Source organism: Streptomyces atroolivaceus (genome assembly GCF_000717025.1).
Classification (GTDB): domain Bacteria; phylum Actinomycetota; class Actinomycetes; order Streptomycetales; family Streptomycetaceae; genus Streptomyces; species Streptomyces atroolivaceus.
Genome location: NZ_JNXG01000002.1, coordinates 647,617 through 667,738, shown reverse-complemented (window position 1 = coordinate 667,738; position 20,122 = coordinate 647,617). Strand labels below are relative to the sequence as shown.

General features: G+C 72.4%; 19 protein-coding genes. 10 read left to right on the top strand and 9 right to left on the bottom strand.

Annotation, left to right across the window (positions count from 1 at the left end):
- Nucleotides 1-32: 32 nt before the first annotated feature.
- From hutH to OO67_RS06335, 5 genes are all read right to left on the bottom strand, one after another.
- Complete coding sequence (gene hutH, locus OO67_RS06355) at nucleotides 33-1,583, bottom strand: histidine ammonia-lyase (RefSeq protein ID WP_078597669.1); 1,551 nt, start codon at nucleotides 1,581-1,583, stop codon at nucleotides 33-35.
- Nucleotides 1,584-1,641: 58 nt separating this feature from the next.
- Nucleotides 1,642-2,808: a GGDEF domain-containing protein gene (locus OO67_RS06350; RefSeq protein WP_033297861.1), complete on the bottom strand. Its 1,167-nt coding sequence runs from the start codon at nucleotides 2,806-2,808 to the stop codon at nucleotides 1,642-1,644.
- Nucleotides 2,809-2,882: 74 nt separating this feature from the next.
- Nucleotides 2,883-3,695, bottom strand: coding sequence for an enoyl-CoA hydratase/isomerase family protein (locus OO67_RS06345; RefSeq protein WP_033297859.1), 813 nt, complete (start codon nucleotides 3,693-3,695; stop codon nucleotides 2,883-2,885).
- A 57-nt stretch (nucleotides 3,696-3,752) separates the two neighbouring features.
- Nucleotides 3,753-4,943, bottom strand: a complete 1,191-nt coding sequence (locus tag OO67_RS06340; RefSeq protein WP_033297858.1) for an adenylate/guanylate cyclase domain-containing protein — start codon at nucleotides 4,941-4,943, stop codon at nucleotides 3,753-3,755.
- A 153-nt stretch (nucleotides 4,944-5,096) separates the two neighbouring features.
- Nucleotides 5,097-5,966 (bottom strand): biotin--[acetyl-CoA-carboxylase] ligase, encoded by an 870-nt coding sequence (locus tag OO67_RS06335; protein ID WP_033297857.1) that lies wholly within the window; start codon nucleotides 5,964-5,966, stop codon nucleotides 5,097-5,099.
- Nucleotides 5,967-6,137: 171 nt separating this feature from the next.
- Between OO67_RS06335 and OO67_RS06330 the strand changes: the two genes are divergently transcribed.
- The 4 genes from OO67_RS06330 to OO67_RS06320 all read left to right on the top strand — a co-directional run bounded on the left by OO67_RS06330 (nucleotide 6,138) and on the right by OO67_RS06320 (nucleotide 8,774).
- The gene (locus OO67_RS06330; protein WP_033297856.1) at nucleotides 6,138-7,727 is read left to right on the top strand and encodes an acyl-CoA carboxylase subunit beta; all 1,590 of its coding nucleotides are present in this window, start codon (nucleotides 6,138-6,140) and stop codon (nucleotides 7,725-7,727) included.
- A 14-nt stretch (nucleotides 7,728-7,741) separates the two neighbouring features.
- On the top strand, nucleotides 7,742-7,948 hold the full coding sequence (locus OO67_RS06325) for an acyl-CoA carboxylase subunit epsilon (RefSeq protein WP_033297855.1): 207 nt from the start codon (nucleotides 7,742-7,744) through the stop codon (nucleotides 7,946-7,948).
- A 70-nt stretch (nucleotides 7,949-8,018) separates the two neighbouring features.
- Nucleotides 8,019-8,147 carry a morphogenic membrane protein MmpB gene (mmpB, locus tag OO67_RS40435; RefSeq protein ID WP_279626891.1) on the top strand — a complete coding sequence of 43 codons (129 nt, stop codon included), beginning with the start codon at nucleotides 8,019-8,021 and terminating at the stop codon, nucleotides 8,145-8,147.
- A 15-nt stretch (nucleotides 8,148-8,162) separates the two neighbouring features.
- Entirely contained in the window at nucleotides 8,163-8,774 is a 612-nt protein-coding gene (locus OO67_RS06320; protein WP_208860969.1) for a nucleoside triphosphate pyrophosphatase, read from the top strand.
- A gap of 12 nt (nucleotides 8,775-8,786) precedes the next feature.
- Here OO67_RS06320 and OO67_RS06315 read toward each other — a convergent pair whose 3' ends face one another.
- Nucleotides 8,787-9,227, bottom strand: coding sequence for a hypothetical protein (locus OO67_RS06315; RefSeq protein WP_208860968.1), 441 nt, complete (start codon nucleotides 9,225-9,227; stop codon nucleotides 8,787-8,789).
- Between the two features lie 390 nt (nucleotides 9,228-9,617).
- Between OO67_RS06315 and OO67_RS06310 the strand changes: the two genes are divergently transcribed.
- Both OO67_RS06310 and OO67_RS06305 read left to right on the top strand, forming a co-directional pair.
- Nucleotides 9,618-11,372 (top strand): acetyl/propionyl/methylcrotonyl-CoA carboxylase subunit alpha, encoded by a 1,755-nt coding sequence (locus OO67_RS06310; protein WP_033297853.1) that lies wholly within the window; start codon nucleotides 9,618-9,620, stop codon nucleotides 11,370-11,372.
- Between the two features lie 89 nt (nucleotides 11,373-11,461).
- A complete protein-coding gene (locus OO67_RS06305; RefSeq protein WP_208860967.1) occupies nucleotides 11,462-12,082 on the top strand; it encodes a TetR/AcrR family transcriptional regulator in 621 nt (206 codons plus the stop codon).
- A 27-nt stretch (nucleotides 12,083-12,109) separates the two neighbouring features.
- Here the strand turns inward: OO67_RS06305 and OO67_RS06300 are convergent, their stop codons facing one another.
- Both OO67_RS06300 and OO67_RS06295 read right to left on the bottom strand, forming a co-directional pair.
- On the bottom strand, nucleotides 12,110-13,081 hold the full coding sequence (locus tag OO67_RS06300) for a DeoR/GlpR family DNA-binding transcription regulator (RefSeq protein ID WP_078597667.1): 972 nt from the start codon (nucleotides 13,079-13,081) through the stop codon (nucleotides 12,110-12,112).
- A 123-nt stretch (nucleotides 13,082-13,204) separates the two neighbouring features.
- Nucleotides 13,205-14,644, bottom strand: coding sequence for an NAD(P)H-quinone dehydrogenase (locus tag OO67_RS06295; RefSeq protein ID WP_033297851.1), 1,440 nt, complete (start codon nucleotides 14,642-14,644; stop codon nucleotides 13,205-13,207).
- Between the two features lie 252 nt (nucleotides 14,645-14,896).
- Between OO67_RS06295 and OO67_RS06290 the strand changes: the two genes are divergently transcribed.
- The 3 genes from OO67_RS06290 (at nucleotide 14,897) to OO67_RS06280 (ending at nucleotide 18,087) form a co-directional block, all read left to right on the top strand.
- Nucleotides 14,897-15,334 carry a gamma-glutamylcyclotransferase family protein gene (locus OO67_RS06290; protein ID WP_033297850.1) on the top strand — a complete coding sequence of 146 codons (438 nt, stop codon included), beginning with the start codon at nucleotides 14,897-14,899 and terminating at the stop codon, nucleotides 15,332-15,334.
- Nucleotides 15,335-15,438: 104 nt separating this feature from the next.
- Nucleotides 15,439-16,263 carry a purine-nucleoside phosphorylase gene (locus OO67_RS06285; RefSeq protein ID WP_033297849.1) on the top strand — a complete coding sequence of 275 codons (825 nt, stop codon included), beginning with the start codon at nucleotides 15,439-15,441 and terminating at the stop codon, nucleotides 16,261-16,263.
- A gap of 183 nt (nucleotides 16,264-16,446) precedes the next feature.
- A complete protein-coding gene (locus tag OO67_RS06280; RefSeq protein WP_033297848.1) occupies nucleotides 16,447-18,087 on the top strand; it encodes a phospho-sugar mutase in 1,641 nt (546 codons plus the stop codon).
- Between the two features lie 282 nt (nucleotides 18,088-18,369).
- On the opposite strand, the gene OO67_RS06275 is transcribed toward OO67_RS06280, so the two are convergent.
- A complete protein-coding gene (locus OO67_RS06275; protein WP_033297846.1) occupies nucleotides 18,370-19,008 on the bottom strand; it encodes a PH domain-containing protein in 639 nt (212 codons plus the stop codon).
- Nucleotides 19,009-19,132: 124 nt separating this feature from the next.
- On the opposite strand from OO67_RS06275, the gene deoC reads away from it, so the two are divergent.
- A complete protein-coding gene (gene deoC, locus OO67_RS06270) occupies nucleotides 19,133-20,119 on the top strand; it encodes a deoxyribose-phosphate aldolase (protein WP_033298733.1) in 987 nt (328 codons plus the stop codon).
- Nucleotides 20,120-20,122: the final 3 nt, after the last annotated feature.

Below are 20,122 nucleotides of genomic sequence, written 5' to 3'. Positions count from 1 at the left end.
GGATGCGGCGGCCCCCGCGCGTGCGCGGGACTTCAGGCCAGCGGTCCGGTCACCGCCTCCACGGCGGCGACCAGCCTGCCCTCCCGTACGAACGCGTCGGCGGCGGCCAGGTCCGGGGCGAGGAAACGGTCGGGACCCGGCCCCTGGACACCGGCGGCCCGCAGTGCCGCGATGACGGCCTGCGAGGCGGGCGCGGGGGTGAGCCCCTCGGCGGCGCGCAGCTCGACGGCGCGCGTGGCCGCGTACAGCTCGACGGCCACGATCCGCGCGAGGCCGGTCACGGCGGTGCGGAGCTTCCGTGCGGCCGACCAGCCCATGGAGACGTGGTCCTCCTGCATCGCGGAGGACGGGATCGAGTCGACGGAGGCCGGGACCGCGAGCCGCTTCAGCTCGCTGACCAGCGCTGCCTGCGTGTACTGGGCGATCATGAGCCCCGAGTCCACCCCCGCGTCATCGGCGAGGAACGGCGGAAGGCCGTGCGAGCGGTTCTTGTCCAGCAGCCGGTCCGTGCGGCGCTCGGTGATCGACCCGAGGTCGGCGGCGGCGATGGCCAGGAAGTCGAGGACGTAGGCGACGGGAGCGCCGTGGAAGTTGCCGTTGGACTCGACCCTGCCGTCCGCGAGTACCACGGGGTTGTCCACGGCCGAGGCCAGCTCGCGGTCGGCGACCAGCCGCCCGTGCGCGAGGGTGTCGCGCCCGGCGCCGTTGACCTGGGGTGCGCAGCGGACCGAGTAGGCGTCCTGCACGCGCGGGGCGTCGTCCTGATGGTGGCCGGTGAGGCCGGATCCGGCGAGCACCCGCAGCATGTTGCCGGCGGAGGTGCCCTGGCCGGGGTGCGGGCGGATGGCGTGCAGCTCCGGGGCGAGGACCTTGTCCGTGCCGAGGAGTGCCTCCAGGGAGAGCGCGGCGGTGATGTCGGCGCCGGTGTAGAGGTTCTCCAGGTCGGCCAGGGCCAGCACGAGCATGCCCAGCATGCCGTCGGTGCCGTTGAGGAGGGCGAGCCCCTCCTTCTCGCGCAGTTCGACGGGGGTGATGCCGTGCGCGGCGAGGAGATCGCCGGCCGGCCGCACGGTGCCGTCGGGGCCTTCGGCGTCACCCTCGCCCATCAGGGTCAGCGCGCAGTGCGAGAGCGGGGCGAGGTCGCCGGAGCAGCCGAGCGAGCCGTATTCGTGGACGACGGGGGTGATGCCCGCGTTGAGCACGTCGGCCATGGTCTGCGCGACCTCGGGGCGTACGCCGGTGTGGCCGGAGGCGAGCGTCTTCAGCCGCAGGAACATCAGCGCGCGGACGACCTCGCGCTCGACGTGCGGGCCCATGCCCGCCGCGTGCGAGCGGACGATGTTGCGCTGCAGCTGCGCCCGCAGGCCGGGGCCGATGTGCCGGCTGGCCAGAGCGCCGAAGCCGGTGGAGACGCCGTAGACCGGCTCGGGCTTCGCGGCGAGGGCGTCGACGATCTCCCGTGCGGCGGCGAGCGCCTCGACGGCGGCCGCGGAGAGCTCGACCCGGGCGCCCTGGCGGGCCACGGCGATGACGTCCTCTGCGGTGGTACCGGACGTCCCCACCACGACTGTATGCATATCCATATTCAGAAGCGTACGGACTGAAAGCCTTCATGTCACCAGTGGTCGTGCCCCTGGCCCCTTACCGGCCCTCGTCCGGCGGGTTGCCGCGCAGCCGGCGACGGTCGTGGGGGGACCTGGGCGGGGAGTCGGCGAGCCGGATCACGTCACCGTCCCGCCCCGCGACCACCGGCCTCCTGGAGTGCGCGGCCTTCGCCTGGTACTGGGCGGCGTCCGCCAGCCGGAAGAGCCTGCGCGCGGACGGGACCGGTCCGATGTCGTCGCCCGTGGACGCGACCCCGCAGGCGACCCCGTCACCGGGCTCCAGGGTCACGGCCCGCGCACACAGCTCCTCGGACACCCGGACGACGTCGTCCGCCGGGGGGCCCACGGTCAGCAGACAGAACTCGTCCCCGCCCAGACGTGCGGACAACGCACCGGGAAGCATCGCGCCGCAGAGCGAGAGTACGGAGCCGAAACGTTCCAGCAGCCGGTCACCGACCGCGTGGCCATGGGTGTCGTTGACCGCCTTGAGTCCGTTCAGGTCACAGACGACCAGGCTGACCACCGCGCCCTCGGTGCGGTGCAGGTCCACGGCCTCGTCGAGACGGAGGTCGACGGCCCTGCGGTTCGCCAGGCCGGTGAGCGGGTCCGTGAAGGCCAGCTTGCGGACCTCCTCGAGCCTCTCGGTCTGCACGATTCCCGCCGCGACGACGGCGGCCAGCACGGTCGCGAAGTCCGCGTCGTCCCGGCCGAAGACCGGGGACCCCGCCGGGCGGGCCACGTACAGCTCCCCCCAGGCCCGCCCGTGCAGCACGACCGGCGCCACCACACAGCAGCCCCGCCCGCGCCGGCGCAGCGCCGCGACCCGCTGGTGGCAGTACGGGCGGGCGCCCCGGGCCGGCGCGCCGGCGGCCGGGGCGCCGTCGGCGGTCTCCACCCAGGCATCGGGCTCACCACCGCCGGCCCAGCGCTCGTGCAGGAACTCCGTGATCTCCGGGAACTGGTGCACGGGATAGGCCTCGGCCTCGGGGAACTCCTCCTCCCCCTCGGCCCGCTCCCCCGCGTTCACCAGCACGCGCAGCCTGCCCTGCTCCCTCTCCCACACGGAGAGGGCGGCGAAGCTGCCCGCCAGTGCCGTGCACGCCCCCGCCGCCGCGGCGTGCCAGGACTCGCGCGGGGTGTAGGCCGCGGCCATCGTCTGTGCCAGCGCAACCACCGCGCGCAGCCGCGCATCATCACCGCCCATCGCCCCAGCTTAGGTACGTTTATGGCGTTTTGATCAGTTGGCAGTGCTGATGATCTTCAGATCGCTGTCCGGTCTCACTCGCCGGGCCACTCCGGCTTCCGCTTCTCGTTGAACGCGGCCACGCCCTCGGCCCGGTCCCCGGAGAAGGCCACGGACCGCCAGGCGGCGTCCTCCACCTCCAGCCCGGCCCGCAGGTCCAGCCCCTGCCCCAGGCGCAGCGCCCGCTTGGCGGCCCGGAGCCCCACCGGCGAGTTCGCCGCGATCCGGCCGCCGAGGGCCAGCGCCGCCTCCCGGTCCCGGCCCGCTTCGACCAGCTCGTCGACCAGGCCCAGCTCGCGCGCCTCGGCCGCCTCGACCCTCCGGGCGGTGAAGACCAGCTCGGCGGCGCGCGCCGCGCCGACCCGGCGGGGCAGCAGCTGCGTACCGCCGCCGCCCGGGATGACACCCACGGACACCTCGGGCAGGCCGACCACGGCCGTGCGGTCGGCCACGATCACGTCGCAGGCCAGCGCGAGCTCGAAACCGCCGCCGAGGGCGAAGCCGTGCACGGCGGCGACCACCGGCATCGGCAGCTCCAGCACGCCGGTGTACGCGGCCCTCGCCGTGGGCCGCTGCCGCACGAGCTCGGCGTCGGTGAAGGAGTTCCGTTCCTTGAGGTCCGCACCCACGCAGAAGGCCCGCCCATGGCTGGACGTGAGCACGGTCGCCCGCACCCCCTGGTCCGCGCCGAGTGCGGCACAGGCTTCGGCGATGGACGCCGCCATCGCCGTACTCACGGCGTTCATCGCCTCGGGGCGGTCGAGCACCAGCTCGGCCACGTGGTCCTGGCCCTCGTGGCGCCGTACGACGACGAATTCCCCGAACCTCTGCTCGGACGTGACACCCATGACTGCACCCCTCCGGTTAACGAGCGTTACCGGGGGATCCTAGGGTCCCCGTCCGGCTCAGGACGAGGGCTTGCCCCGCCGGGCCAGCAGCCACGGCTCCACCACGCCCAGACCGCGCACCGGCCGCTGCCACATCGGCTGCAGCCCGAAGCGGTACCCCGACGACGCGGGCTGCTCGTCCGGGCGGTGGCCCTCCTTCTCCGCCAGCCGGGCCCGCTCGGCCGCCGCCGCGGCCTCCTCGGCCTCCGAGGCGGGGGCGTCGCCGTGCCTGATCAGCTCCTCGGCGAAGGCGCCGTCGACCAGCACCGCGTCCTTCGGCGCTATCGAGGTGAGCCGGCTGGCCAGATTCACCGTCGTACCGAACACGTCGCCCATGCGTGTGGTGACCGTGCCGAACGCGATGCCGACCCGCAGCGCGGGCATCGTCGAGTCCTGGGCCATCACCTCGACCAGCCGGAGCGCTATCTCGCCCGCCGTGCCCGCGTCGTCCGCGGCGAAGAGGACCTCGTCACCCAGGGTCTTGATGAGCCGTCCCCCGTGCGCGGCGACCAGGTCCGCCGAGGTCGTCTCGAACGCCTCGACCAGCTCGCCGAGCTCCTCCTCCTCCAGCCTCCGCGTCAGCCGGGTGAAGCCGACGAGGTCGGCGAAGCCCACGGCGAGCCGCCGGTCGACCATCTCGTCGTCGTCCGTCGCCTGCACGACCCGGCCCGTGGCGGCGGCGAGCTGGCGCCGCCAGACGTAGACGAGGAACTCCTGCAGCTCCGGCAGGAGCAGCTCGATCAGCGGGTAGGTGACCTCGGTCCGGGTCATGCCGGGCTCGGGAGGCTCGGTCAGGCCCTCCAGGAAGGAGTCGATCTGCCAGTCCGCGAGCCGGGCGGTCGTCTGCCCGGTCGAGCGGGCCACCTGGATCGCCATCGGCTCGCTGAGCAGCCCGGCCTCCACGAGACCGGCGAGTCGGCGCAGCGCCAGGACGTCGGCCTCGGTGAGCGCCTTGGCCTGCCCGATGTCGGCGAAGCCCATGGCCCGCCAGAACCGGGACGCCAGGTCCATGGAGACCCCGGCGGTCCTGGCCGCCTGGAACGGTGTGTAGCGCCGGTCGGCCCCCAGGATCAAGGCCTCGAGCCTGATGGCCAGCGGGTCGTCGGTCGGTTCGGCCGTGTGGTCGACCTCATGATGCGGTGTCGAGTGGACCGACGGTCCCGACGAGGGCTCCGCGCCGTCGTCGGAGTTCGTGTCGTCGACGGTCACCGGCCGCCTCCTGCCCGTTCCGTGCGCACTGCCCTGCCGATCTGTCGCTGGATCGCCTCAACGATACGGCAGGTGTGCCCTGGCTCACGTCCCCGGTCGCACCGTAGCGGGTCCGGAATACGTGACATCACCCGAATGTGCGGAAGGGCCGGATCAGGTGAGACCTCCCCGTTCCCCCCGCAGGTGGACGATGTCGCCGGCCGAGACGGGCTCCTGGAGCCCGTCGCCCGTGGACAGTACGAGCCGCCCGTCGCCGTCGATCGCGACCGCCTCACCGACCAGCGACCGGTCGCCCGGCAACTCGGCCCGCACCGTCCGGTCGAGCGTGGCGCAGCCCGCCGCGTAGGCCGCCTGGAGCCCGCTCTCGGCGGCGTCGCCGTTCGCGTCGCGCCACTGCCCGTACCACTGTTCCAGTGAACGCAGCACGGCCCGGAGCAAGGTCTCACGGTCGGTGGAGACGGCTCCGGCGAGCGCCAGCGAACCGGCGTGCGGGGCGGGCAGCTCGGCCGCGCGGAGCGACACGTTGAGGCCGATGCCGATGACCACGCCGTCCCCGGCGCGCTCGGCGAGGATGCCGCCGGTCTTGCGTTCCTCACCGGCGATCGTCACCAGCAGGTCGTTGGGCCATTTGAGTGCCATGTCGACGCCCGCCGACTGCGCGAGGCCCGTGGCGGCCGCGACACCGGCCAGCAGGGGCAGCCATCCCCACCGCTCGACGGGTACGGCGCCGGGGGTCAGGTAGACGGAGAGGAAGAGGCCCGAGCGGGGCGGAGCCGTCCAGCTCCGGTCGAGCCGTCCGCGGCCCGCCGTCTGCTCCTCGGCGACCAGCACCGTGCCTTCGGCCTGCCCGCCGCCGGCGGCCCGTGCCGCGAGGTCGGAGTTGGTGGAGCCGGTCTCGTCGACGACGTCCAGCGAGGTCCACAGGCCGCCGGGCCTCAGCAGCCCGCGGCGCAGCGCGGCGACGTTGAGAGGCGGCCTGTCGAGGTCCGACCAGCGGTTGTGCGGCGTATCCGGAGGTGTCATGCAACCCACATTAGGTGTGGCCAACGACGCACTGCCGAACGGTATCCGCGCCGATACGCTACGGGTCAGTAGCCAACAGCCGACGAGCAGGTAGCCGTCGGGCACCAATGGGTCCAGCCACCTACTGGATGTACCAGCCGTCCCCGTGACCAGGCAGGGAGCCGCCACCCGATGTCCGAGCCGCAGAGCGACATCCACACCACCGCGGGCAAGATCGCGGACCTGCAGCGCCGTATCGAAGAGGCCACACACGCAGGTTCCGCCCGCGCCGTCGAAAAGCAGCACGCCAAGGGCAAGTTGACCGCCCGGGAGCGGGTCGATCTCCTCCTCGACGAGGGTTCTTTCGTGGAGCTCGACGAGTTCGCACGGCACCGGTCCACCAATTTCGGGATCGAGAAGAACCGCCCCTACGGGGACGGGGTCGTCACCGGTTACGGCACGGTGGACGGCCGTCCCGTCTGCGTGTACTCGCAGGACTTCACCATCTTCGGCGGCTCGCTCGGCGAGGTCTACGGCGAGAAGATCGTCAAGGTCATGGACTTCGCGATGAAGACCGGCTGCCCGGTCATCGGCATCAACGACGGCGGCGGCGCGCGCATCCAGGAGGGGGTCGTCGCCCTCGGGCTGTTCGCCGAGATCTTCCGCCGCAACGTGCACGCCTCCGGTGTCGTCCCGCAGATCTCCCTGATCGTCGGACCGTGCGCCGGCGGCGCGGTCTACTCCCCCGCGATCACCGACTTCACGGTCATGGTCGACCAGACCTCGCACATGTTCATCACCGGGCCCGACGTCATCAAGACGGTCACCGGTGAGGACGTCGGCTTCGAGGAGCTGGGCGGCGCCCGCACGCACAACACCACGTCGGGCGTGGCCCACCACATGGCGGGCGACGAGAAGGACGCCATCGAGTACGTCAAGTCCCTGCTGTCCTACCTCCCGTCGAACAACCTCTCCGAGGCCCCGGCCTTCCCGGAGGAGGCGGACCTGGAGACCACGGACGAGGACCGCGAGCTCGACACCCTCATCCCGGACTCGGCGAACCAGCCGTACGAAATGCACACCGCCATCGAGCACGTGCTCGACGACGCCGAGTTCCTGGAGACACAGGCCCTGTTCGCGCCGAACATCATCACCGGCTTCGGGCGCGTCGAGGGTTACCCGGTCGGCATCGTCGCCAACCAGCCGATGCAGTTCGCCGGCTGTCTGGACATCGACGCGAGCGAGAAGGCCGCGCGCTTCGTCCGCACGTGCGACGCGTTCAACGTGCCGGTCATCACCTTCGTCGACGTGCCCGGCTTCCTGCCGGGTGTCGACCAGGAGTACGGCGGCATCATCCGCCGCGGCGCCAAGCTGATCTACGCGTACGCGGAGGCGACCGTCCCGCTGATCACGGTGATCACGCGCAAGGCGTTCGGCGGCGCGTACGACGTCATGGGGTCCAAGCACCTGGGCGCCGACCTCAATCTGGCCTGGCCGACCGCGCAGATCGCGGTGATGGGCGCGCAGGGCGCGGTGAACATCCTGCACCGCCGCACGATCGCCGCAGTCACGGACCCCGACGAGCGCGACGCCACGCGCGCCGAGCTGATGGCCGACTACGAGGACGCGCTCCTCAACCCGTACGTCGCGGCCGAGCGCGGCTACGTCGACGCGGTGATCATGCCGTCCGACACCCGCGCCCACCTCGTGAAGGGCCTGCGCCAGCTCCGTACGAAGCGCGAGTCCCTGCCGCCGAAGAAGCACGGCAACATCCCCCTCTAACCACGGGAGCCACCATGATCAAGGTCGTACGGGGCAACCCGACCCCCGAGGAGCTCGCCGCGGCCCTCGCCGTGGTCAGGGCGCGCGCGGCGGCGGTGGCCGCGGTGCCGTCCGGTGCGCCGCTGCCGCCCGAGCAGTGGTCGGACCCGGAGCGGATAGCCCGCCGGGGCACACTCCGGCCGGGGCCCCGGTCGTGGGCACGGACGTACTGGCCCTCCTGAGGCCGGGCCGGGCGGCGCTTGAGTACGCGTACTCAGGCGCCGCCGCCGTGTCCGGCGCACCATCGGAACCATGCTGTGGTCCGATCCCGAGAACAAGCCGCCGAAGGAACTGCGCGACGCCCAGGACATGATGCGCCGCGCGGGACCACTGCTCGCCCTGGCCATGGTCGTGGCGATGTTCGTCCTGGGCACCCGTTGAGGCTCCCCGCCTACGATGGCGGGTATGACTGATCAGCGCCGCCTCGTGCTCGCCTCCGCCTCCCCCGCCCGTCTCGGCCTCCTGCGTCAGGCGGGTTTCGCCCCCGAGGTGATCGTCAGCGGTGTGGACGAGGACGCGCTCACCGCTCCGACCCCGGGCCGGCTGGCACTCGTGCTGGCCGAGGCGAAGGCCGCCGCGGTGGCGGCACGTCCCGAGGCCGCGGGCGCACTCGTCGTCGGCTGCGACTCGGTGCTGGAGCTGGACGGCGAGGCGCTCGGCAAGCCCGCCGACGGCGAGGAGGCCACCGCCCGCTGGAAGGCCATGCGCGGCCGTTCGGGCATCCTGCAGACGGGTCACAGCGTCATCGACACCGCCACCGGGCGTACGGCGTCCGAGACCGCGTCCACCGTCGTCAGGTTCGGTGAGCCGACGGACGCCGAGGTGGCCGCCTACGTCGCCTCGGGTGAGCCCCTCCACGTCGCCGGAGCGTTCACCCTGGACGGCCGCTCGGCGCCGTTCGTCGAGGCGATCGAGGGCAGCCACGGCAACGTCATCGGACTGTCGCTGCCGCTGCTGCGCCGCCTGCTCGGCGAACTGGGCATCTCCGTCACCGACTTGTGGGTCTGAGCGGCTCCGGCCTCACACCGGCGCCGGAGCCCTTCCGGCGTCGGCCTTTCCCGCTTCCGGCTCACGCCGCTCGAACGTCACCAGGGTCAGCACGATCAGGGCCAGGACGGCCATCAGGAACGCGAAGGCCGCCCAGCCGATCAGCCCCACCGCCAGTGCGCCCAGCACCCCGTGGACGACCGCGCACGCGATGAGGGCGATCCTGGCGAAACGCCCCGGGGCCCGGTCACGTATCCCGGCCAGCAGCGGGATCAGGCCGCAGAGCACCAGCAGGACCCCTGAGAGGGCGCCCATCACCCACGTGCCGGTGACCATGGCGTCCGGATCCATCCCGGCCAGGGACATGCTCTGGTTCCCGGCGACCGTCGCGAGGACGCCGTTGACGATCACGATGCCCACGGCCTCCACGAACAGAACGACAGCGGTCACGAAGGCCACTGGTCTGCGCACCACGGCGCCCACCCCCTGTTACCTGTAGTACGTCCGGTACAGCGCGGACCCTACTAACCGGTAATGCTCCGGACAAGAGTTCGCACACGCCTCGCAACGCCACGCGCCGCCCCGCGCCACCGTCCCGGGGCTGCGGCAAAGATTCTCTCGGCCGTTCGTAGGGAGTCCACAAAGAAACGCCGCGCGGCGTTGACCGTACGAACAGAGACTTGAGCCACACTTCGTGGCTACTGTGCGGTTAAGGATCCCGGCGTACCGTGGTGCGACAAGGGATTTCGCGACTCGAGCAAGCCTCGAATCACACTCCGTGTGGGCAAGTTCACTATTGGGGACGGGTCGTACGGCCGTGTCGGTAGTCCCTAAACTCAGCTTGTTCTCAAGGAGGGAGTCATCGTGCGCAAGGTGCTCATCGCCAACCGTGGCGAAATCGCTGTCCGTGTTGCTCGGGCTTGCCGGGATGCCGGAATCGCGAGCGTAGCCGTCTACGCCGATCCGGACCGGGATGCCCTGCATGTGCGCGCGGCAGACGAGGCGTTCGCTCTGGGCGGTGACACCCCGGCCGCCAGCTACCTGGACATGGCCAAGGTGCTCCAGGCGGCCAAGGACTCGGGGGCGGACGCGATCCACCCCGGCTACGGCTTCCTCTCGGAGAACGCGGAGTTCGCGCAGGCGGTGCTGGACGCCGGCCTGACGTGGATCGGCCCCCCGCCGCAGGCCATCCGGGACCTCGGCGACAAGGTCGCGGCCCGTCACATCGCGCAGCGCGCGGGTGCCCCGCTGGTGGCCGGCACGCCGGACCCGGTGTCGGGCTCGGCGGAGGTCGTGGAGTTCGCCGAGAAGAACGGTCTGCCGATCGCGATCAAGGCGGCCTTCGGCGGCGGCGGGCGCGGTCTCAAGGTGGCCCGCACCCTGGAGGAGATCCCCGAGCTGTACGACTCCGCGGTGCGCGAGGCCGTCGCGGCGTTCGGTCGCGGCGAGTGCTTCGTGGAGCGGTACCTCGACAAGCCGCGGCACGTGGAGACCCAGTGCCTGGCCGACACCCACGGCAACGTCGTCGTCGTGTCCACCCGTGACTGCTCGCTGCAGCGCCGCCACCAGAAGCTCGTCGAGGAGGCGCCCGCGCCGTTCCTCTCCGAGGCGCAGAACGCCGAGCTGTACGCGGCGTCGAAGGCGATCCTGAAGGAAGCCGGCTACGTGGGTGCCGGCACGGTCGAGTTCCTCGTCGGTGTGGACGGCACGATCTCCTTCCTGGAGGTCAACACGCGCCTCCAGGTCGAGCACCCGGTCACCGAGGAGGTCACCGGCCTCGACCTCGTACGCGAGATGTTCCGCATCGCCGACGGCGAGGAGCTCGGCTACGGCGACCCGGCGGTGCGCGGCCACTCCTTCGAGTTCCGCATCAACGGCGAGGACCCGGGCCGCGGCTTCCTGCCCGCCCCCGGCACCGTCACCCTCTTCGCCCCGCCGACCGGCCCCGGTGTCCGCCTGGACGCGGGCGTGGAGACCGGCAGTGTCATCGGCCCGGCGTGGGACTCGCTGCTGGCGAAGCTGATCATCACGGGCGCCACCCGTGAGCAGGCCCTGCAGCGCGCCGCGCGTGCCCTGGCGGAGTTCGACGTCGAGGGCATGGCCACCGCCATCCCCTTCCACCGCGCGGTCGTCGCCGACCCGGCGTTCACCTCGGACCCGTTCCAGGTCCACACCCGGTGGATCGAGACGGAGTTCGTCAACGACATCAAGCCGTTCGCGGCCCCCGCCGACCAGGACACCGATGAGGAGTCCGGCCGCGAGACCGTCGTCGTCGAGGTCGGCGGCAAGCGCCTCGAGGTCTCTCTGCCCTCCTCGCTCGGTATGAGCCTGGCTCGTACGGGCCTGGCGGCCGGTGCGAAGCCCAAGCGCCGCGCGGCCAAGAAGACCGGCTCGGCGGCCTCCGGAGACACCCTGGCATCCCCGATGCAGGGCACGATCGTCAAGATCGCCGTCGAGGAGGGCCAGGAGGTCAAGGAAGGCGACCTCATCGTCGTCCTCGAGGCCATGAAGATGGAACAGCCCCTCAACGCCCACCGCTCCGGCACCGTCAAGGGCCTGGCAGCAGAGGTCGGCACGTCCATCTCCTCGGGTGCGACGATCTGCGAGATCAAGGACTGAGTGCTCGTTCTCCCGACTGGGGGCCCGGCGGCTGCCGGGCCCCCAGTGGCATCCTTGGGACGCGGAGCGGACACCAGGAGGAGACGGCGATGGCGATGAGCACGGCACCGACACCGGCCCGGCCGATGCGCGCCGACGCGCGCCGCAACTACGACCGGCTGCTGAGCGAGGCCCGTACGTCCTTCGCCGCCCAGGGCACGGACGCCTCCCTGGAGGACATCGCCCGGCGGGCGGGTGTCGGCATCGGCACCCTGTACCGGCACTTCCCGAACCGGCAGGCCCTGATGAACGCCGTGTTCCAGGAGGCCCTGACCGCGCTGCTCGCGCGCTCCCGCGAACTGGCACGGGCCGACCGGCCGTGCACGGCGCTGGTGGACTGGCTGGGCGCGATCGTGACACATGCGGGTGAGTACCGAGGTCTCGCGCAGGCGCTCATGTCCGCTTCCGGGGACGAGACGTCGGCCCTGACGTCGTGTCATGTGCCGCTGCGTCAGGCGGGCGCGCAACTGCTGACGCGCGCGCAGTCGAGCGGCTCGGTGCGGGAGGACGTGTCGATCGACGACCTTCTGCAACTGACGAACGCCATCGCGCTGGCCGCGGAACAGACCCCGGCCGACCCCGCCCTGGCCGATCGCCTGCTGCGGCTGACGCTCCGCGGACTGAAGGCCGACCCCGCCGACCGTGCGCCGTCGAGCCAGCCCGCCGGCTGACGGGCCCTCCCCCGGGCCCAGCTCCTCCTACCGGCGCCGCAGATCCGCGACCCGCCCCACCGGCCCCTCCCCCATCGCGGCCGCGCTCCGCAGCTGCGGGCCGAGCCCTCCCGGCCCACCGTGGCCGCTCTGGGTGGTGCGCCGCTGGCCCGGCAGCGGCATGTCCTGCCGCGACTGCCGGCCGGGCGGCAGGGCGTCACCGGCCGCGGACTCCGCGTCGGGCCCCGCGACCGTGATCTCCACGCCCTGGTCGGCGAGGGCCTGGAGCTCCGTGGCCGCGCGCTCGTCGTGGCCCGGCGGCTCGTCCGTCACCAGACGGGTGATCAGCTCCGTGGGCACCGTCTGGAACATGGTGTCGGAGCCGAGCTTCGTGTGGTCCGCCAGGACCACCACCTCGGCCGCGGCCTGTACGAGTGCCCGGTCCACGCTCGCCGAGAGCATGTTGGACGTGGACAGCCCGCGCTCCGCGGTCAGACCGCTCCCGGAGAGGAAGGCCCGGCTCACCCGCAGCCCTTGCAGGGACTGCTCGGCACCGCTGCCGACGAGCGCGTAGTTGCTCCCGCGCAGGGTGCCGCCGGTCATCACCACCTCCACCCGGTTGGCATGGGCCAGCGCCTGGGCGACGAGCAGCGAGTTGGTGACCACCGTCAGGCCGGGCACCCGCGCGAGCCGGCGGGCCAGCTCCTGCGTGGTCGTTCCGGCGCCGACCACGATGGCCTCGCCCTCACCGACCAGACCGGCCGCCAGGTCGGCGATGGCGGTCTTCTCCGCGGTGGAGAGATGGGATTTCTGCGGAAAGCCGGACTCCCGCGTAAAACCGCCCGGCAAGACCGCACCGCCGTGCCGGCGGTCGAGGAGTCCTTCTGCCTCCAGTGCCCGCACGTCCCGCCGTACGGTCACTTCGGAGGTCTGGACGACGCGGGCGAGCTCACGGAGCGATACCGCCCCGTTGGCGCGCACCATTTCGAGGATCAATTGACGACGTTCTGCAGCGAACACGGAACTGACAGTAACCTGGCCGTAGGTTGCTTTTCAGCAGTTTGCGCCGAATAAGAGAAGTTGTACGCAGGCGGGGCCCCCCGGTGGTATAGAGGGCCCCGCCTACGGTACGAGCAGGTTGCGCTACGCCTCGCCCGTGCTCTTACGGGTGTGCAACTGCCGGGCGACCTCGGCGATCGAGCCGGACAGGGACGGGTACACGGTGAACGCGTTGGCGATCTGCTCCACCGTCAGGTTGTTGTCGACGGCGAGCGAGATGGGGTGGATCAGCTCGCTGGCCCTCGGCGCGACGACACAACCGCCGACCACGATGCCGGTGCCCGGGCGGCAGAAGATCTTGACGAAGCCGTCCCGGATGCCCTGCATCTTGGCGCGCGGGTTGCGCAGCAAGGGCAGCTTCACGACACGGGCGTCGATCTTGCCGGAGTCGACATCGGACTGGCTGTAACCGACGGTGGCGATCTCGGGGTCGGTGAAGACGTTGGCGGAGACGGTCTTCAGGTTCAGCGGCGCCACCGCGTCGCCGAGGAAGTGGTACATCGCGATCCGGCCCTGCATCGCCGCGACCGAGGCGAGGGCGAAGACGCCGGTGACGTCTCCGGCGGCGTACACCCCGGGGGCGCTGGTGCGGGAGACCCGGTCGGTCCGGATGTGCCCGGTCTCCTTGAGCTGCACCCCGGACTCCTCCAGGCCCATGCCCGCGGTGTTGGGGATCGCGCCGACCGCCATCAGGCAGTGCGTGCCGGAGATGACACGGCCGTCGGCCAGCGTGACCTCGACACGGTCGCCGACGCGCTTGGCGGACTGGGCGCGGGAGCGGGCCATGACGTTCATGCCGCGGCGCCGGAAGACGTCCTCCAGGACGGCGGCGGCGTCCGGGTCCTCGCCCGGGAGCACCCGGTCGCGGGAGGAGACGAGCGTGACACGCGAGCCGAGTGCCTGGTAGGCGCCCGCGAACTCGGCACCGGTGACGCCCGAGCCGACCACGATGAGCTCCTCGGGGAGCTCGTCCAGGTCGTAGACCTGGGTCCAGTTCAGGATGCGCTCGCCGTCGGGCTGGGCGTCAGGGATCTCCCGGGGGTGTCCGCCGGTCGCGATCAGCACCGCGTCGGCGGTGAGCCGCTCCTCGGTGCCGTCCGCGGCGGTCACCACGACCTGGCGGGACCCGTCGGCGGCCTGGAGGCCGTCCAGCCGGCCGCGGCCGCGCATGACCCGGGCACCCGCGCGCGTGACGGAGGCGGTGATGTCGTGGGACTGGGCGAGCGCCAGGCGCTTGACCCGTCGGTTGACCTTGCCGAGGTCGACACCCACCACCCGGGCGGCCTGCTCGACGTGCGGGGTGTCGTCGGCGACGATGATGCCGAGTTCCTCGTAGGAGGAGTCGAAGGTGGTCATCACCTCGGCCGTCGCGATCAGGGTCTTGGAGGGCACGCAGTCGGTGAGGACCGACGCGCCGCCGAGGCCGTCGCAGTCGACGACGGTCACCTCCGCGCCGAGCTGGGCGCCGACCAGTGCCGCCTCGTAGCCGCCGGGGCCGCCGCCGATGATCACGATCCGGGTCACGAAAAGTCCGCCTCGCGTGGTGTCATCCCGCGGCCGTCTGCCGCCCCGGCCGGGGGTCCGGGGGATCGCCCCGGCGTATGCAGTACGTAATTCATTGTCCCGCACGCGCCAAGCGGCTTCGCCCCGGGGCCCTCCATACGGGAACGGGCCTGGCCGGGGCACGGCCTCCGGCGCGCCGCGTACCGCCCTCGACCGGGCGGCTTCCTCTCCGGAACCGGCACACTCCCCGCCACCTCCCGTACCCTCGACCCCATGTCGCTCTACGCCGCGTACGCTGGCAACCTCGACGCGCGGCTGATGACGCGCCGCGCACCGCACTCCCCGCTGCGCGGCACGGGCTGGCTCAACGGCTGGCGGCTGACGTTCGGCGGGGAGCAGATGGGCTGGGAGGGCGCGCTGGCCACGGTGGTGGAGGCGCCCCGTTCCCAGGTGTTCGTCGCGCTGTACGACCTGGCTCCGATGGACGAGGACTCCATGGACCGCTGGGAGGGTGTCGGCCTCGACATCTACCGGCGCATGCGGGTGCGCGTGCACACGCTGGACGGCGAGGAACCGGCCTGGATGTACGTCCTCAACGGCTACGAGGGCGGGCTGCCCTCCGCCCGCTACCTGGGCGAGGTGGCGGACGCCGCCGAGTCCGCGGGCGCGCCGCACGACTATGTGATGAACCTCCGCAAGCGCCCCTGCTGAACCCCGCCCCCGGGGCGCTTCTGTACGAAAGTACGAACACGACCGGCCACACTCTGCACGGCCGCATCTACGCGCGTAGGGAATCAGCGGTTACCCTCATCCGCGTGAACGCATCTGTTATTCCGGACCACATCCAGGGCGACCCGCACGCCGCCGCCGCCGACGCCGCCGCCCGCCTGCGCGAGCTGACCGGCGCCGAGACCCACGACGTCGCTCTCGTGATGGGCTCCGGGTGGGCCCCCGCCGGCGATGCGCTCGGCATCCCGGAGGCCGAGTTCCCGGTCACCGCGCTGCCCGGATTCCCTGCCCCGGCGGTGGAGGGCCACGGCGGCACCATCCGCTCGTACCTGATCGGCGGGAAGCGCGTCCTGGTCTTCCTGGGCCGCACCCACCACTACGAGGGCCGCGGCGTCGCCGCCGTCGCCCACGGCGTCCGCACGGCCGCCTCCGCGGGCTGCCGGACCGTCATCCTGACGAACGGGTGCGGCGGCCTCCGTGAGGGCATGCGCCCCGGCCAGCCGGTCCTGATCAGCGACCACATCAACCTCACGGCGGCCTCGCCCATCGTGGGCGCGAACTTCGTCGACCTGACCGACCTGTACTCGCCGCGGCTGCGCGCCCTGTGCAAGGAGATCGACGAGACGCTCGAGGAGGGCGTGTACGTGCAGTTCCCCGGCCCGCACTACGAGACTCCGGCCGAGATCAACATGGTCCGTGTCATGGGCGGTGACCTGGTGGGCATGTCCACCGTCCTGGAGGCCATCGCCGCACGGGAGGCGGGTGCCGAGGTGCTGGGCATCTCCCTGGTCACGAACCTCGCGGCCGGCCTGAGCGGCGAACCCCTCAACCACGAGGAGGTCCTCCAGGCGGGCCGCGACTCGGCCACCCGGATGGGCGCGCTGCTGGCGCGGGTCCTGGACCGGATCTGAGCGTGGCCGGCCCCCTCGCCTGAGGCACCGGCCGGGCGGTACCGGTCCCCACCCCGTGCGCGGCGCCGGGCGACCGGAATCGGCCCCGCCGGCGTTCGGGGCGCGGGGGCCCGGGGCACTCCCCCGGCAGCCCCGCAACAGCGGCCCCACCCCCGCACCCGTACCCGCAGAAAGGCGGACACCGTGCAGCAGGACCTCATCACGCAGGCCAGGACCTGGCTGGCCGAGGACCCGGACCCCGAGACCCGCGCGGAGCTCGCCGGGCTCATCGACGCCGATGACCTCACCGCGCTCGCCGACCGCTTCGCCGGCACGCTGCAGTTCGGCACCGCCGGCCTGCGCGGCGAGATCGGCGCCGGCCCGATGCGGATGAACCGCTCCGTCGTCATCCGCGCGGCCGCCGGACTCGCGGCGTACCTCAAGGCGGAGGGCCGCTCCGGCGGGCTCGTCGTCATCGGCTACGACGCCCGCTACAGGTCCGCCGACTTCGCCCGCGACACCGCGGCCGTGATGACCGGCGCCGGACTGCGCGCGGCCGTGCTGCCGCGTCCGCTGCCCACCCCCGTCCTCGCGTACGCCATACGGCACCTGGGGGCCGTCGCCGGCGTGGAGGTCACGGCCAGCCACAACCCGCCGCGTGACAACGGCTACAAGGTCTATCTCGGCGACGGCTCGCAGATCGTGCCGCCGGCCGACGAGGAGATCGCCGCCGCGATCGCGGCGGTGGGCCCGCTCGACGGCGTACCGCGCCCGGAGTCCGGCTGGGAGACCCTCGGCGACGAGGTCCTGGACTCCTATCTCGAACGCACGGACGCCGTCCTCAGCCCTGGTTCGCCCCGCACCGCCCGGACCGTCTACACCGCGATGCACGGCGTCGGCACCTCCGTCCTGACGGCCGCCTTCGCCCGGGCAGGCTTCCCCGAGCCCGTACTCGTGGCGGAACAGGCCGAACCCGACCCGGCCTTCCCCACCGTCGCCTTCCCCAACCCGGAAGAGCCCGGCGCCATGGATCTCGCGTTCGCGACCGCGCGCCGGGCCCGCCCGGACCTCGTCATCGCCAACGACCCGGACGCCGACCGCTGCGCCGTCGCCGTGCCCGACCCGGCGGCCGGAGGCGGCTGGCGGATGCTGCGCGGCGACGAGGTGGGCGCGCTGCTCGCGGCCCATCTGGTGGACCGCGGTGCGAGCGGCGTGTTCGCCGAGTCGATCGTGTCGTCGTCCCTGCTGGGCCGGATCGCCGCCAAGGCGGGCCTCGGCCACGAGGAGACGCTGACGGGCTTCAAGTGGATCGCCCGCGTGGAGGGCCTGCGGTACGGGTACGAGGAGGCGCTCGGCTACTGCGTCGACCCGGAAGGGGTCCGCGACAAGGACGGCATCACGGCCGCCCTCCTGGTCACCGAACTCGCGTCCGCGCTCAAGGAGCAGGGCCGCACCCTCCTCGGCCTGCTCGACGACCTCGCGCTCGAACACGGCCTGCACGCCACGGACCAGCTGTCGGTCCGGGTCGAGGACCTGACGGTCATCGCGGACGCCATGCGGCGCCTCCGGGAGACTCCCCCGACCTCTCTGGCCGGCCTCCCCGTCACCTCGGCCGAGGACCTGTCGCAGGGAACGGACTCCCTGCCGCCCACCGACGGCCTGCGCTACCACCTGACGGGCGCCCGGGTCATCGTCCGCCCGAGCGGCACCGAGCCCAAGCTCAAGTGCTACCTGGAGGTCGTCGTCCCGGTCGGCTCGGCGGACGAGCTGCCCGGGGCGCGGGAGCGGGCCGCGGAGCTGCTGGCGGGCATCACGCGGGACCTGTCAGCCGCGGCGGGCATCTGACCGCGGCCGTGGTCCGACGGCGCGACGGCCGGGCTCCTCGGTCCAGCATGGCCCGCGGACCACGGCCGTCCCCGCCGTCGCCACCGGCGGGGCGGACCGCCGGGGGCGCGAGCACACGGCGCGCCGAGGGCGTTCCCACGGGCCCGTGGGCATGGTGAGTGCCGAGGAGCCCAAGGCCGCCGTCGGCAAGGTCGAGGAGCGCGAGCGGTACGCCCAAGACCCGCCGCGGGCAGCCCTGGTCCTCGCCGTTCCAGGGCTCGATCGTGCTGTCGGGCCCGCCCGTCACGCGATCGCGAGCAGCACCACGAGCAGCACGGCGCCGACGGCGGCCGGGGCGATCACCTCGTAGGCCCAGCGCACCGACGCGGTGGTCGTGCCCTGCTCCTTACGGGCGGCGGCGCGCTCGGCCAGCTCCCTCAGCTCACCCACCGCCTGGTCGGCAGCCGCCGCGCGGGCGTGGGAGTCGCGGACGTCCGCGTGCACGGAGGTCCGGCCGTACGGATCGTCGTGCGCCTGCTGCGTGGCCTTCCTGGCGGCACGCTTGCGCTCGCGCAGCGACACGGGGACGGCCCACAGCTGGTACTTGGCGCCGCCGTGGGTGAAGATCTCGCTCGAGTACGCGGCGCGCACGGTGGAGACGTCCGACCAGGGGAGCACGATCGTGCGGAACGGGTTGCGGATCCGGATCCGCTCCTCGTCGGCGAACACGGCCGGGCGCAGCGTGAACGCCACGATCAGCGGCACCACCGTCAGCAGCGTGGCCAGAGCCAGCCACGGCACCCATCCCGCTCCCCGGACCACCGCGTCGCCGCCGATCCAGCCGGCCAGCAGGATCAGCAGCGCGCCGCTGACCAGCCCGGCACCCGACCGGAAGGTCCGGTCGGCGTAGGAGGGCTCGGTGGGGGGTGTGGGGCTCGTCATGGTCCCGATTCTGCCTGAAGCGGCGCGGTGCGCGGGGCGCGGCCTCGTCCGTCCCGTGGAAGGGCCGAAACGGGGAGGCCCCTGTACAGGTCGCTACGCGCGTAGATATGCTCATGTGGTGACCATGCCCACCACTGCACCCTCCCCCGAGCCCTCAGCTCCGTCCGGGCAGGGAGGCACCTCCTTCGCCGACGCGACGGCGTCCGACAGTGCGCTGCGCCGCTTCCTGCACGGGCTGCCCGGCGTCGACACCGTCGGCCTCGAAGCGCGAGCCGCCTCCCTGGGTACCCGATCGATCAAGACGACCGCCAAGGCTTACGCCATCGATCTCGCCATCTCGATGATCGACCTGACGACGCTGGAAGGCGCGGACACCCCGGGCAAGGTCCGGGCTCTCGCCGCCAAGGCGGTCAACCCCGACCCCACCGACCGCACGACCCCGCGCACGGCGGCCGTCTGTGTCTACCCCGACATGGCGGCGACGGCCGCGGCCGCGCTGGCCGGCTCGGGGGTGAAGGTCGCGTCCGTCGCGACGGCATTCCCCGCCGGTCGCGCCGCGCTGGAGGTCAAGCTCGCGGACGTCCGCGACGCGGTGGCCGCCGGGGCCGACGAGATCGACATGGTGATCGACCGCGGCGCCTTCCTCTCCGGCCGCTACCTCAAGGTCCACGAGGAGATCGTCGCCGTGAAGGCCGAGTGCGGCTCCGCACGGCTCAAGGTGATCTTCGAGACCGGCGAGCTGTCCACGTACGACAACATCCGGCGGGCCTCCTGGCTCGGGATGCTGGCCGGAGCGGACTTCATCAAGACGTCGACCGGGAAGGTCGGCACCAACGCCACCCCCGCGAACACCCTGCTGATGCTGGAGGCCGTGCGCGACTTCCGGGAGCAGACGGGCGTGCAGATCGGCGTGAAGCCCGCGGGCGGCATCCGCACCTCCAAGGACGCGATCAAGTTCCTCGTCCTGGTGAACGAGACCGCGGGCGAGGACTGGCTGGACAACCACTGGTTCCGCTTCGGCGCCTCCAGCCTGCTGAACGACCTGCTGATGCAGCGCCAGAAGCTCAGCACCGGCCGTTACTCCGGCCCCGATTACGTGACGGTGGACTGATAC

Coding starts and splice junctions, on each gene's coding strand:
- OO67_RS06290 (WP_033297850.1), top strand. CDS start 14,897: ATGTCGCTCTACGCCGCGTACGCTGGCAACCTCGACGCGCGGCTGATG.
- hutH (WP_078597669.1), bottom strand. CDS start 1,583: ATGGATATGCATACAGTCGTGGTGGGGACGTCCGGTACCACCGCAGAG.
- OO67_RS06325 (WP_033297855.1), top strand. CDS start 7,742: ATGATCAAGGTCGTACGGGGCAACCCGACCCCCGAGGAGCTCGCCGCG.
- mmpB (WP_279626891.1), top strand. CDS start 8,019: ATGCTGTGGTCCGATCCCGAGAACAAGCCGCCGAAGGAACTGCGCGAC.
- OO67_RS06320 (WP_208860969.1), top strand. CDS start 8,163: ATGGCGGGTATGACTGATCAGCGCCGCCTCGTGCTCGCCTCCGCCTCC.
- OO67_RS06305 (WP_208860967.1), top strand. CDS start 11,462: ATGGCGATGAGCACGGCACCGACACCGGCCCGGCCGATGCGCGCCGAC.
- OO67_RS06335 (WP_033297857.1), bottom strand. CDS start 5,966: ATGACACCTCCGGATACGCCGCACAACCGCTGGTCGGACCTCGACAGG.
- OO67_RS06330 (WP_033297856.1), top strand. CDS start 6,138: ATGTCCGAGCCGCAGAGCGACATCCACACCACCGCGGGCAAGATCGCG.
- OO67_RS06345 (WP_033297859.1), bottom strand. CDS start 3,695: ATGGGTGTCACGTCCGAGCAGAGGTTCGGGGAATTCGTCGTCGTACGG.
- deoC (WP_033298733.1), top strand. CDS start 19,133: ATGCCCACCACTGCACCCTCCCCCGAGCCCTCAGCTCCGTCCGGGCAG.
- OO67_RS06350 (WP_033297861.1), bottom strand. CDS start 2,808: ATGGGCGGTGATGATGCGCGGCTGCGCGCGGTGGTTGCGCTGGCACAG.
- OO67_RS06275 (WP_033297846.1), bottom strand. CDS start 19,008: ATGACGAGCCCCACACCCCCCACCGAGCCCTCCTACGCCGACCGGACC.